The following is a 12,562-nucleotide window of genomic DNA, read 5'->3' on the forward strand; positions in this document are numbered from 1 at the left end:
CTCGATCCTGTGCTTGGCTCAGTCCTTCAGTGGCAGGCCGAGGCTCTCGAAAGCCGCCTGGTCCCGTCCCTTCAGGGCAGCGGCGAGCAGCAGGCGATCACCGCCGCTATCAGCACCAGCCCGGGCAGGAACACGCCGAGGAACCCGCCGGCGCCCGACAGGCTGCCGAAATTGATGACGATCAGGTAGATGATGATGACGAAGGCAATGAAGGTCAGGCCGGGCAGGATGGTCGTCTTCACAGCATTTTCCTGCGCCGACGGATTGGCACGGAAGTACATCACCACCGCCAGCGAAGCGACCGCCATCATCACGATGACGCCGAGCGTCGCGACATTGGTCAGCCACGAGAACAGCGCCAGCACCGGATCGAGACCGAGCACGGCGAACAGGCCGACGACGACGGCCGCCAGCACGCTCTGGATCACCGAGGCGACATGCGGGCTCTGGTGCGCCGAATGCGTCACGCCGATCGACTTGGGCAGCAGCTTCTCGCGGCCCGAGACATAGATGTAGCGGGCGACCGCATTGTGGAACGCCAGCACACCGGCGAACAGGCTCGACACGAACAGGATGCTCATGGCGTGGGTCAGCACCGTTCCGGCGTAGCGGTCGGACAGGCCGAACAGGAATGTGGTCGGGTCCTGCAGGCCCTGCAGGGCAGGCAGCAGCTTGTCGACGCCGGCGCCGACCGCCATCAGCCAGGCCGTGATCATGTAGAAGAGGCCGATCAGCAGCACCGAGAAATAGGTCGCGCGCGGAATAGTGACCTTCGGGTCGCGGGCCTCCTCGGCATAGATCGTCGTCGCCTCGAAGCCGATGAAGGCGGCAAAGCAGAACAGGATGGCGATGGCCGGCGCGCCCGACGTGATCTGGCTCCAACTGAAGGGAGCCGCCGAAAGGCCGCTGTCGCCGCCCGTCTTGAGAATGGTGAGGTCGAGGATCAGCACCACGGCATATTCGCAGAGAACCAGCACGGTCAGGATTTTGGCCGACAGGTCGACCTGGCGGTAGCCGAGTACGGCGACGATGGCGATGGCGAGGAAGCTCCACACCCACCAGGGCAGGTTGATGCCCCAGCCGGCGAACAGGCCTGATGTCGCGGCCCCCAGCAGGCCCATGACGCCAATCTGCATGGCATTGTAGGACAGGATGGCGATCAGCGCGGTGGCGCCGCCGGCAAGGCCGCCCAGGCCGCGCGCGGCGTAGGCATAGAAGGCGCCGGCATTGCCGACATGGCGCGACATGGCGACATAGCCGACCGCGAACAGCAAAAGCAGCACCGTCACGATCAGGTAGGTGCCGGCAAAGCCCGCGCCATTGCCCATCAGCATGCCGAGCGGCGTGCCGCCGGCGACCGCTGTAAGGGGCGCCGCCGCCGAGATCACCATGAAGGTGATGGCGCCGACACCGAGACTGTTCTTGCGCAGCCTGTTGGCCGGCGCCTGTTCCGAAACTGCTGACATTGGTCCCTCCTGTTTACCGGCCGAATGGCCTGTCCCATGCGCTCTGGATATCCGGTTCATTATTTGAACCATTATTTTGAATATAGACTTGCAAACAATGCCGCTTCCTGTCAAGTTAATTCACACGTTAAATGATTGCCCCTGCTGAGAGGCAAATGCCGGGAGGATGCATTGGGTACGGTCGGCAAGGCGATTTCACTTCTGGAACTGTTCAGCGTGGCCGAGCCGGAGCTCGGCCTGTCCGACCTGTCGCGGCGGTCGGGCTTCGATAAGGCGACGACCCGGCGTCTGCTGGTTGCCCTGACCGGCCATGGTTTCGTCGAGCAGGATGCCGGCACGCGCCATTACCGGCTTGGGGCCGGCCTGTCGCGGCTGGCGCGCATCCGCGAGGCCCGCTTTCCCTTTCTGCAGACGGCGGTGCCGCTGGTGCGGGAACTGGCAACCGCCACCGCCGAGACCGTGCATCTGTCGGAATTCGGCATCGACAGGCTGGTCACCGTCCATGTCGAGCACCCCAGCTGGGCGAACCGGGTCAATGTCGATATCGGCCAGCTTCTGCCCCTGCATTCGACCGCGTCAGGTATCGCCTATATGGCCTTTGCCAGGGACGAGACGGTCAAGGCCTGCCTGGCCGGCCCGCTCGACGCCTTCACGGCGCATACGCTGGTAGAGCCGGCCGCGATCTCCCGCTCCATGGATGAAGCGCGCGAGCGCGGCTATTCGATCTGCGATCAGGGCCTGGAAGAAGGCGTCATATCGGTCGCGGCGGCAATCCTGACGGCGGATGGTTTCGCGCTCGGCACCATCGCGGTGGCGGCGCCGAAGGCAAGAACGGCGGCGGCCGATATCGCGCAGCGCGGCCTTGCCGTCATGGCCGCGGCACGCGAGATTTCCATGCGCCTCAATGGCGACAACCTGCAAATCCTGAGGAGGCAGGCCTGATGTCTGCAACGCCAAAGCCCCGCATCCTGGTCATCGGCACCGGCGATACCAAGGCCGACGAACTGCTGTTCATGAAAGCCTGCATCGAGGCGTCGGGCGGCAGCGCCGTGATGATGGATGTCAGCGTGCTCGGCAATCCGCCCTACAGTCCCGACCACGACAAGCACGCCGTCGCGCGCGCCGTCGACGTGACCATCGACGAGATCGTCGCCAGCGGCGACGAGAACACCGCCATGACGCTGATGGCCGGCGGCGCCGTGCAGCTGGTGCGCAGGCTCCATCAGGCCGGCGAGATCGACGCCTTCATCGCCATTGGCGGCTCCATGGGCACCGACCTGGCGCTCGACGTGGCGCTCAGCCTGCCGCTCGGCGTGCCGAAATTCGTCGTCTCCACCATCGCCTATTCGCACCTGATCCCGCCCGAGCGGGTCGCGCCCGACCTGATGATGATTCTCTGGGCGGGCGGCCTCTACGGCCTTAACGCCATTTGCAAGCTGGTCCTGTCGCAGGCCTGCGGCGCCGTTGTCGGCGCGGCGAAAATCGTGCTCGCATCCCGCGCTTCCGAGCCGGCAACCGGTCCGACCATCGGCATGACCTCGCTTGGCAGTTCCTGCCTGCGTTACATGAAGACGCTGAAGCCGGCGCTGGAGCGGCGCGGCTACGATGTCGCCGTCTTCCACACCACCGGGATGGGCGGCCGCGCCTTCGAATCGATCGCCGGCCAGGATCATTTCTGCGCGGTGTTCGACTTCAGCCTGCAGGAGATCACCAACCATCTGGCCGGCTCCGTCGTCAGCTCTGGCAGGGACAGGATGGAGAATGCCGGTGCCCGCGGCATTCCGCAGATCGCCGCGCCCGGTGCCGTCGACATGGTGGACCTGCCGACCTGGCAGGATTTGCCGGCTAAGTTCTCCAGCCGCCCGTTTCATGCCCACAACAGGCTGATCGCCTCGGTCACCGTCGACGCCGATGATCGCCGCGAGGTTGCCAGGACCATCGCGGCCAAGCTTGCGGCCTCGAAAGGCCGCTCCGCCTTCATCCTGCCGTCGGCCGGCATCCAGGAGTGGGACATGCAGGGCGAGCCGCTTTATGAGCCCGAGGCGCTGGCGGCCTTTGTCGACGAGATGCGCAATTCCATCCCCGGTGGGGTCGAATTCCATGAGATCGACGCTCATATCAACAGCGACGGCTTTGTCACCAAGGCGCTTGAGATATTCGACCGCTGGGTCGAGGAAGGCATCATCCCGCGCGGTGTTCCGGCCAAGGGAGTGGCCGCGTGAGCACTTCCGCCGCCCAGGCCCTGGTCCTCGACTTCGGCGGTGTCGTCACCCGCACTCTGTTCGAGACCCATGACTTGACCGAGCAGGCGCTCGGCCTGAAGCCGGGCACGTTGCAATGGCGCGGGCCGTTCGAACCCGACAGCGATCCGCTGTGGCGCTCGATGCAGGCCGACCGGATCAGCGAGCGCGACTATTGGCGCACGCGCACCAAAGAGGTCGGCCGGCTTGTCGGCGAGGACTGGCAAGCGATGGAGACCTTCGTCCGGCGCGCGCGGGGCGCCGAGCCGGAGAAGGTCGTGCGGCCCGAGGCCGACCGCGCCATCCGCGCCGTCCATGCGGCCGGATTTCGCCTGGCGATCCTGTCCAACGAGCTCGACCTTTTCTACGGCGCCGACTTTCGCCGCAGGCTGCCGCTGCTCGGTCTGTTCGAAGTGATCGTCGACGCCACTTACACCGGCATCCTCAAGCCCGATCCGCGCGCCTATGGGTTCGTCACCGAGGCGCTCGGCCTGCCGGCGGGCGCCTGCGTTTTCGTTGACGACCAGCTGCGCAATGTCGAGGGCGGCCGGGCCGCCGGCATGCGCACGGTTCATTTCGACGTTGCCCGGCCGGCTCAGTCCTATGCCGAGGCGCTTAGCCATTTCGACCTCGTTCCAGCTGCCTGAGACATTTGCGGAGCTTTCTGATGCGCGACATCAATTTCCTCACCGAAACCAACGCCAAGCCGATCTGGCATCCGATGGCGCATCCGGCCGAGATGCGGGCCAATCCGCCCAAGGTGATCATGAAGGGCGAAGGCGTGATGGTCACCGACATCGCCGGCAATACGGTGCTCGACGCCGTCGGCGGCCTGTGGAACGTCAATCTCGGCTACAGCTGCGATCCCATCAAGAAGGCGATCGCCGACCAGCTCGGCGCGCTGCCCTACTATTCCGGCTTTCGCGGCACCTCGACCGGGCCGTCTATCGAGCTCGCCTACGAACTCTCCGAATGGTTCGCGCCGGAGGGCATGGTGCGCGCCTTCTTCACCTCGGGTGGCTCGGATTCGGTCGAAACGGCGCTGCGGCTGGCGCGGCAATACTGGAAGATCCGGGGCCAGGGCGACCGCACCAAATTCCTCGCTTTGAAGAAGGGCTATCACGGCACGCATTTCGGCGGCGCTTCGGTCAACGGCAATGCCAATTTCCGCCGTAACTACGAACCGCTGCTGCCCGGCGTCTTCCACATCCCGGCGCCCTGGACCTTCCGCAATCCCTTCGACGAGACCGACCCGGTGCGGCTGGCGAAACTGTGCGCCAAGGCGCTGGAGGACGAAATCGCCTTCCAGGGCGGCGACACCATCGCCGCCTTCATCATGGAGCCGGTGCTCGGCGCCGGCGGCGTCATCGTCCCGCATGAGAGCTTCATGCCGCTGGTGCGCGAGATCTGCGATCGCCACGAAATCCTGCTCATCGCCGACGAGGTCGTCACCGGGTTCGGCCGCACTGGAGAATGGTCGGGTTCGCGGCTGTCCGGGGTGAAGCCGGATTTCATGACCATCGCCAAGGCCATCACCTCTGGCTATTTCCCGCTCGGCGCGACGCTGATCGGCGCCAAGGTTGCTGAAATGTTCGAGGCCGACAAGACAAGTTTTGGCGCCATCGGCCATGGCTACACCTATTCCGGCCACCCGGTCGGCTGCGCCGCCGGGCTGGCGGCACTGGCCGAGACCAAGCGGCTGCGCCTGAACGAAAACGCGGCCGCACGCGGCGTCGAACTGGGCGCTGTGCTGGAGGGGCTGAAGGCCAAGCATGCGATTCTCGGCGACGTCAGGTACAAGGGGTTGATGGCCGCGCTGGAGCTGGTCTCCGACCGCGCCACCAAGAAGCCTGCCGACAAGAAGACCATGGCCGTGGTTTCAGAGGCCGCCTACGAAGCCGGCGTCATGCTGCGCGTCTCCGGCAACAACATCATCCTGTCGCCACCCCTGATCATCAGCGCCGCCGATGTCGCGAAGATCGGCGAAGCGCTCGACGCCGGCCTGTCGAAGGTCTGACGAAGCGATTGAGGCAACGGAGTTTCGAGACAAAGATGGCAAATCCGCAGAAGAATCCGGAGCATGGAACGAAGACCGAAGCGGCGTTGATGAGCCGGCGTTCCCGCCTGCTCGGCGCGAAATCGCAACTGTTCTATGACGAGCCGGTCCACCTGGTGCGCGGCGAGGGCGTCTGGCTCTACGATGCCGATGGCCGCAAATATCTCGACGCCTACAACAATGTCGCTCATGTCGGCCATTGCCACCCGCATGTGGTCGAGGCGCTGTGCCGGCAGGCGAGCCTGCTCAACACCCATACGCGCTACCTGCATACCGCCATTCTCGACTATGTCGAGCGCCTGACCGCGACCTTCGACGCCAGCCTGTCGACAGCCATCCTGACCTGCACCGGCAGCGAGGCGAACGACATCGCGCTGCGCATGGCGCAGGCCGCCTCGGGCCAGATGGGCATCATCGCGACCGACGCCACCTACCACGGCAACACCACCGCGGTGTCGCAGCTCTCGACCCGCATGCCGCCGGTCGGCGGCCGCGCGCCCCATGTCAGGCTGGTGCCGGCGCCAGACAGCTTCCGCCATCCCGAGGCGATGGCCGATGGCAAGGCCTTTGGCGATGCGGTTCGCGAAGCGATCGCCTCGCTGGCCAGGGACGGCATCGGCCTTTCCGGCATGATCCTGTGCCCGATGCTGGCCAATGAGGGGTTCCCGACACTGCCCGGCGGCTTTTTCGATGACGCCATATCGGCAGTGCGCGAGGCGGGCGGCCTGATAATAGCCGACGAAGTGCAGCCCGGCTTCGGCCGTACCGGCAGCCATTTCTGGGGCCATCAGCGCGCCGGCTTCGTCCCCGACATCGTCACCATGGGCAAGCCGATGGGCAACGGCCATCCGGTCGCCGCCGTGGTCACCACAGGAAAAATCCTGGCGACCTTCCGCGACGCTTTCCGCTACTTCAACACCTTTGGCGGCAATCCGGTTTCCTGCGCGGTCGCCAACGCGGTTCTCGATGTGCTGGAAGACGAAGACCTCGTCGCCAATGCGCGCGATGTCGGCGCCTACGCGCTCGACCGGCTGCGGCCGCTGGCCGATCGTCATGCCTGTGTCGGTGAGGTCAGGGGCGCCGGGCTGTTCTTCGGCGCCGAACTGGTTCGCGACCGCGAGACCCGCGAACCGGCGCCCGACATTGCCGGGCGCGTCATCAATGCCATGCGCGATCGCGGCGTGCTGATGGGCAAGACCGGCATCCACGGCAACGTGCTGAAGATCCGGCCACCCATGCCGTTTTCCCGCGACAATGCCGACCTTCTGATCGACACATTAGGACAAGTGCTCGATGACGTCGCCGGAGTTTCGGCGTGAACGCGAGCGTCGCGCGATCCGAGCCCGAGACAGCGGCCGACGTCACCGAGCTTGCCCGTCATGCACTCACCCACTGGGGCGTCCATGACGGCGAGCCCGAATTGCTGAAATACCGCGAAAACGCGGTTTTCCGGGTCCGGCTGGCCGATGGGCGGCCAGCGGCCCTGCGCATTCATCGGCTTGGCTATCACACGGATGCCGCCTTGCGCTCGGAACTGCAATGGATGGGCTTCCTGCAATCCGCCGGTGTCGCCACGCCGTCCCCGGTGCCGACCAGAACGGGCGATCTGTTCGTGCCGGTTGGCATCGGCTCGGCACCTCCGCGCCAGGTGGATTGCCTGAGTTGGCTCGAGGGCCGCGCCGTCGGCGCGCGCGGCGTGCCGCTCGGCTACACGGCCGAGCGGGCAACGCAGGTCTTCACAGCCATCGGCCGAACCATAGCGCGCATGCACAATGCCGCCGCCGGGTGGACACCGCCGCCGGGCTTTGCCCGCCATGCCTGGGATTTCGACGGCTTCTTCGGCCCGAAGCCGATATGGGGCCGCTTCGAGACCTGCCCGTTTCTCGACGACGATAACCGAGAACTGGTCCACCGTGCCCATAAGAAGGCCGTCGCAGCGCTGTCGCACCATGAGCGCAGCGCGCGCAATTTCGGCCTGATCCATGCCGATCTGGTGCGCGAGAACGTGCTGGTCGACGGCGAGACCGTGGAGATCATCGACTTCGACGATTGCGGCCATGGCTGGCACGTCTACGATCTGGCGGTCGCCCTCTACCAGAACCGCGACGAGGCGATCTATCCGCTGATCGAGGCGTCGCTGATCGACGGCTACCGGCGCGAACGCGAGCTCACGGAAGACGACATCGCGGCCCTGCCGCTGTTTTCGGCCCTGCGCGCCTTTGCGTTCCTGGGCTGGGTGCAGAGCCGCGTCGAAGGCGATACCAACCGGCAAGCCGGCATGCGCATTTCCGCCATCGCCGCCGGGGTGGTGGCGGATTATCTGCATCGGCCGTGAAGGCTCAGCCGCGATTGTTGCCCCGGCCGGTCAGCCCTTGGCGAAATGGATGCTGACCGTGCCCGAACCGCCGAAATCGGCGACGATCGTGTCGCCGGGCCGCGCTTCGACCGGTCGCACGAAGGAACCCGACAGTACCACTTCGCCGGCCGCGATCGACAGGCCGTAGCTTGCAAGCCGGTCCGCCAGCCAGGCGATGCCCATCGCCGGATGGTTGAGCACGCCGGCGCCGAGCCCAGTCTCCTCGACCTCGGCATTGCGCGAGACTATGGCGCCGATCCAGCGCATGTCGGCCTCGTCGGGCCGCTGCGGGCGGCCGCCGATGACGATGCCGGCATTGGCGGCATTGTCGGAGATGGTGTCGAAGAAAGTGCGGACCTTCTTCGTCTCGGCATTGACGCGCTCGATGCGTGTGTCGAGGATTTCCAGTGCCGGTGTGATGTAGTCGGTGGCGTTCAGCACATCGAAGATGGTGACGCCAGGTCCTTTGAGCGGCGCCTTCATGACGAACGCGATCTCTGCTTCGACGCGCGGCTGGATGAAGCGGCCGGCTGGGATCGTCGCCCCGTCGTTGAAGAACATGTCGTCGAACAGCACGCCGGAATCCGGCGTGTCGATCGCCAGCGCATATTGCATGGCCTTGGAGGTGAGGCCGATCTTCCAGCCCTTCGGCCTCAGGCCGGCGTCGATCTTGCGCTTCACCAGCGCCGCCTGGACGCGATAGGCGTCCTCCATCGTCGCTTGCGGGTAATCGAGGCTGAGCAGCCGGATCTGGCGGCGCGACCGCTCGGCCTCGAACAACCGGTTGGCGGCGTCTTCCACATTCTCCGGGGTCATTGCGCGGCCTCGTCGATAACGCCGTTTCTCAGGACGCCGATGCCATCGGCCTCGACCTCTATCACATCGCCCGGCTTCAGCCAGACCGGCGGGTCGAAACGGGCGCCGGCGCCGGTCGGCGTGCCGGTGACGATGATGTCGCCCGGCACCAGCGTGGTGAAGGTCGAGATGTAGTTGATGATCTTGCGGAAGGAAAAGATCATCCGGCCGGTGCGGTCCTGCTGGCGTACCTCGCCATTGACGCGGGTGGTGAGCGCGATGTCGGCGATCTGGGCTTCGTCGGTGAACGGCACCAGCCAGGGTCCGATAGAGCCGGTACGGTCGAAATTCTTGCCTTGCGTGACGTTGAACTTGGCGTGCCGCACCCAGTCGCGGATGGTGCCTTCGTTGCACAGCGACAGGGCCGCGATATGGCCGAGCGCATCGGTTTCGGCGATGCGGCGGCCGCCCTTGCCGATGACGATGACGATCTCGCCCTCATAGTCGAGCTGCGGCGATTCCGGCGGCCGCACCAGCGCCGCGCCATGACCGACGAAGGAGCTGACAAAACGGATGAACAGCGAGGGGTTCGAAGGGGCGGCCTGCCCGTCCTTGTACTCCTCGTTGCGGTCCGGGTAGTTGACGCCGACACAGATGATCTTCTCCGGCGCCGGGATCGGGATGTCGTAGGCGATGGCGTCGAGCGCGAAATCTGCTGGACAGCTGTTCGCTTCTTCGGCCAGCTGTCTCAGCGCACCAGCCTCGATCACCTCGCGCAGCGTCGGCCATTCGGGATGGCGCGCCGAAAGGTCGATGACGCCCTTGCCTGTGACCGCGCCATAGCGCGTCTTGCCGTTAACGGTGAAGGTGGCGAGGCGTCCCGCGCTCATGCTGATACTCCATGGTCGTCGCTTCTGGTGACTTGGAAGCGTCGAGCTCTACGGCGCCCCCCTCTGTCCTGCCGGACATCTCCCCCACAAGGGGGGAGATCAGCCGGCCGCGCCGTCGGCGCCCCACTAGCAACGTTGAAAATTGGCGAAGGCGGTGATGACAGCCAATCTCCCCCCAAGTGGGGGAGATGTCCGGCAGGACAGAGGGGGGCGAGAAGGAACGCCGACATCTCCCCATAGCCCATCACGGCGCCACGATCGGCGAAGCCGCCAGATCCGGTTGGCGTGCCGTGGCGCCGGCGAAGGTGCTCCCTTCCTCGAACCAGCTTTTCGGCGCCGGCGCGCCCCACAATGTCTGGCGCTGCGGGTCCTTGAGGTCCCATTTGATCGGTTCGAGGTCCGGATCGACGGTCTGGTAGTCGGAGCAGTAGATCTCGATGCGATGGTTGTCCGGATCCCGGACGTAGAGGAAGAAGGCGTTGGAAATGCCGTGCCGGCCGGGCCCGCGCTCGATGTTGGGCAGATAGCCCGTGGTCGCCATCAGGTCGAGCAGGTCGATGATGTTGAGCGGCGTCGGCACCCAGAAGGCGACATGATGCAGGCGCGGCCCGACGCCATTGGTGAAGGCGATGTCGTGCACGCCACCCTTGCGATGCGTCCAGGCCGCCCACAGCTTTCCGCTGGTCGCGTCCTCCGTGTATTCGGTGACGCGGAAGCCGAGCTCGTTGTAGAAGGCGACGGACTCGTCGACATTGGGCGAGAAGCAGTTGAAATGATCGATGCGCAGCGGCTTCACGCCCTTGTAGAGCGCGTATTTCTGGTGGATCGGCGGCAGCCGCGTCATCTCGGCATAGAACTCCAGCGGAATGCCGTGCGGGTCACGCGTGCGGAAGGTGCGCGACTGGTAGGGGCGCTCCACCCACTCCACCGGCAGGCCCTTGGCCTTGAAGAAGTGCGCGGCCTTGTCGAGGTCTTCGTCGGAAAAGACCTTGAAGCCGAGGTCGCGCGCTTCCGCCGTGCCGGCCTTCTTGAGCACGATGCAGTGATGGCCGCGCTCCTCCATCGCCCTGAGATAGATGGCGCCCGATGTCTCGTCGGTCACCTGCAGGCCGAGCGTGTCGACATAGAAGGCGCGGGACTTGGCGAGGTCGGTCACCGCCAGTTCGACATGGCTTAGCCGTACGATGTTGAAGGCGGGATAGAGGTTGGGTTTGGGCAAGGGCATTTCTGGTTTCCTCCGGTCAGCCGCCGAGTTTCTGGATCGCGTGCGCGGCCGTTGCGAAGGCGATGTTCTTCGTCTCCATGTAGAAATCGAAGGAATGGTCGCCGCCGTCACGGCCGATGCCGGAGTTCTTGACGCCGCCGAACGGCGTCGGCAGATGCCGCACATTCTCCGAATTGACCCAGATCATGCCGGCCTCGAGCGCATCGGTGAAGCGGAACGCACGCATCACGTCCGAGGTCCAGAGATAGCCGGTGAGGCCGTACTTCGTATCGTTGGCGAGCGCCAGCGCTTCCGCCTCGTCCTTGAAGGCGATTGCCGTCAGCACCGGTCCGAAAATCTCCTCCTGGGCGATGCGCATCCTGTTGGTGGCGCCGGTGAACAGCGTCGGGCTGACATAGCAGCCGCCGCCCGGGCCGTCGAACTTGCCGCCGCCGGCGGCGATCACCGCACCCTCCGATTTGCCGACCTCGATATAGGACAGCACTTTCTCCTCGTGCACCGGATGGATCAGGGGCCCGACCACGGTCTTCGGATCAAGCGGATGGCCTATCTTGATCCGCTTTGCCTTCTCGGCCACCAGATCGGTGAACTTGTCGTAGATCGAGGCCTCGACCAGCAGGCGCGACGACGAGGTGCAGCGCTCGCCGTTGAGCGAGTAGATCATGAACACGGCCGCATCCGCGGCGCGTTCAAGATCGGCATCGGCGAACACGATCACCGGGTTCTTGCCGCCGAGCTCGAAATGCACGCGCTTCAGCGTGTCGGCGCCCTGCTTCATGATCATGGAGCCCGTGCGGCTTTCGCCGACGAAACCGATCGCCTTGATGTCGGGATGCTCGGTCAGCGCCTTGCCGGCATGCTCGCCTAAGCCGTTGACCAGGTTCCAGACGCCCTTCGGCAGGCCAGCCTCCTCGGCAATCTCGATCAGCAGCCGCGCGGTCAGCGGCGAGAACTCAGCCGGCTTATGAACGACGGTGCAGCCCGCGGCCAGCGCCGGCGCGATCTTCCAGGTCGACAGCATGAACGGCGTGTTCCACGGCGTGATGATGCCCACCGGCCCGATCGGCACCCGGGTGGTCAGGTTGATCTGTCCCGTGGTGCGCAGTGTCTCGCCGTCGCGCGCTTCCGGCGCGCGGTCGGCGAAGAAGCGGAAATTCTCGGCACCCCGCAAAGCGGCCTTGGCCATGAACTTCAGCGCCTGGCCGGTATCCATGCATTCGACGAAGGCGATCTCCTCGGCGCGCGCCTCGACCGCGTCGGCGATTTTATGCAGCAGCTTCTTTCGTGCTTCGCCCGTCATGGCCGCCCACGCCGGAAACGCCGCCTTTGCAGCCTTTGCCGCGCGGTCGATGTCGGAAACGCCACCGCGCGCGACCTTGGCCAGCGGCTTGAGGTCGACCGGAGACAGGGTTTCGAACGTTGAGCCATCGGCGGCGGGCACCGCTTCGCCGCCGATCTGGTTCAGCACGCCATCGCGCTTGAAGCGGGCGAGATAGGCCTCGGCCTTTTTGAGATTGCCTTCGAGATCGGACAT

10 protein-coding genes and 1 pseudogene are annotated in these 12,562 nt (G+C 65.3%); 6 read left to right on the forward strand and 5 right to left on the reverse strand.

Annotation, left to right across the window (positions count from 1 at the left end):
- Positions 1-18: 18 nt before the first annotated feature.
- A pseudogene (locus FFS37_RS12795) lies at positions 19-1,466 on the reverse strand (APC family permease).
- A gap of 171 nt (positions 1,467-1,637) precedes the next feature.
- Here FFS37_RS12795 and FFS37_RS12800 point away from each other — a divergent pair.
- Genes FFS37_RS12800 through FFS37_RS12825 form a run of 6 tightly spaced genes read left to right on the forward strand, consistent with a single transcriptional unit; the run spans position 1,638 to position 8,097 of the window.
- Positions 1,638-2,408: an IclR family transcriptional regulator gene (locus FFS37_RS12800; RefSeq protein WP_137931323.1), complete on the forward strand. Its 771-nt coding sequence runs from the start codon at positions 1,638-1,640 to the stop codon at positions 2,406-2,408.
- The gene (locus FFS37_RS12805) at positions 2,405-3,688 is read left to right on the forward strand and encodes a Tm-1-like ATP-binding domain-containing protein (protein WP_408631436.1); all 1,284 of its coding nucleotides are present in this window, start codon (positions 2,405-2,407) and stop codon (positions 3,686-3,688) included. Before FFS37_RS12800 ends, FFS37_RS12805 begins: the two co-directional genes overlap by 4 nt.
- Positions 3,685-4,353 (forward strand): HAD family hydrolase, encoded by a 669-nt coding sequence (locus FFS37_RS12810; protein ID WP_137931325.1) that lies wholly within the window; start codon positions 3,685-3,687, stop codon positions 4,351-4,353. The genes FFS37_RS12805 and FFS37_RS12810 overlap by 4 nt, the downstream gene beginning before the upstream one ends.
- A gap of 20 nt (positions 4,354-4,373) precedes the next feature.
- The gene (locus tag FFS37_RS12815; RefSeq protein ID WP_137931326.1) at positions 4,374-5,723 is read left to right on the forward strand and encodes an aminotransferase class III-fold pyridoxal phosphate-dependent enzyme; all 1,350 of its coding nucleotides are present in this window, start codon (positions 4,374-4,376) and stop codon (positions 5,721-5,723) included.
- 35 nt (positions 5,724-5,758) lie between these two features.
- The gene (locus tag FFS37_RS12820; RefSeq protein ID WP_137931327.1) at positions 5,759-7,081 is read left to right on the forward strand and encodes an aminotransferase class III-fold pyridoxal phosphate-dependent enzyme; all 1,323 of its coding nucleotides are present in this window, start codon (positions 5,759-5,761) and stop codon (positions 7,079-7,081) included.
- Positions 7,078-8,097 (forward strand): phosphotransferase enzyme family protein, encoded by a 1,020-nt coding sequence (locus FFS37_RS12825; protein ID WP_137931328.1) that lies wholly within the window; start codon positions 7,078-7,080, stop codon positions 8,095-8,097. Before FFS37_RS12820 ends, FFS37_RS12825 begins: the two co-directional genes overlap by 4 nt.
- Before the next feature lie 30 nt (positions 8,098-8,127).
- Here FFS37_RS12825 and hpaH read toward each other — a convergent pair whose 3' ends face one another.
- The 4 genes from hpaH to hpaE form a co-directional block, all read right to left on the reverse strand.
- A complete protein-coding gene (hpaH, locus tag FFS37_RS12830; protein WP_137931329.1) occupies positions 8,128-8,934 on the reverse strand; it encodes a 2-oxo-hept-4-ene-1,7-dioate hydratase in 807 nt (268 codons plus the stop codon).
- A complete protein-coding gene (locus FFS37_RS12835; protein WP_137931330.1) occupies positions 8,931-9,803 on the reverse strand; it encodes a fumarylacetoacetate hydrolase family protein in 873 nt (290 codons plus the stop codon). The genes hpaH and FFS37_RS12835 overlap by 4 nt, the downstream gene beginning before the upstream one ends.
- A 244-nt stretch (positions 9,804-10,047) precedes the next feature.
- Positions 10,048-11,028, reverse strand: a complete 981-nt coding sequence (hpaD, locus tag FFS37_RS12845) for a 3,4-dihydroxyphenylacetate 2,3-dioxygenase (protein WP_137931331.1) — start codon at positions 11,026-11,028, stop codon at positions 10,048-10,050.
- Positions 11,029-11,044: 16 nt separating this feature from the next.
- On the reverse strand, positions 11,045-12,562 hold the full coding sequence (gene hpaE, locus FFS37_RS12850; protein WP_137931332.1) for a 5-carboxymethyl-2-hydroxymuconate semialdehyde dehydrogenase: 1,518 nt from the start codon (positions 12,560-12,562) through the stop codon (positions 11,045-11,047).

It is taken from the genome of Mesorhizobium comanense (assembly GCF_005503535.1).
Taxonomy (GTDB): Bacteria; Pseudomonadota; Alphaproteobacteria; order Rhizobiales; family Rhizobiaceae; genus Mesorhizobium; species Mesorhizobium comanense.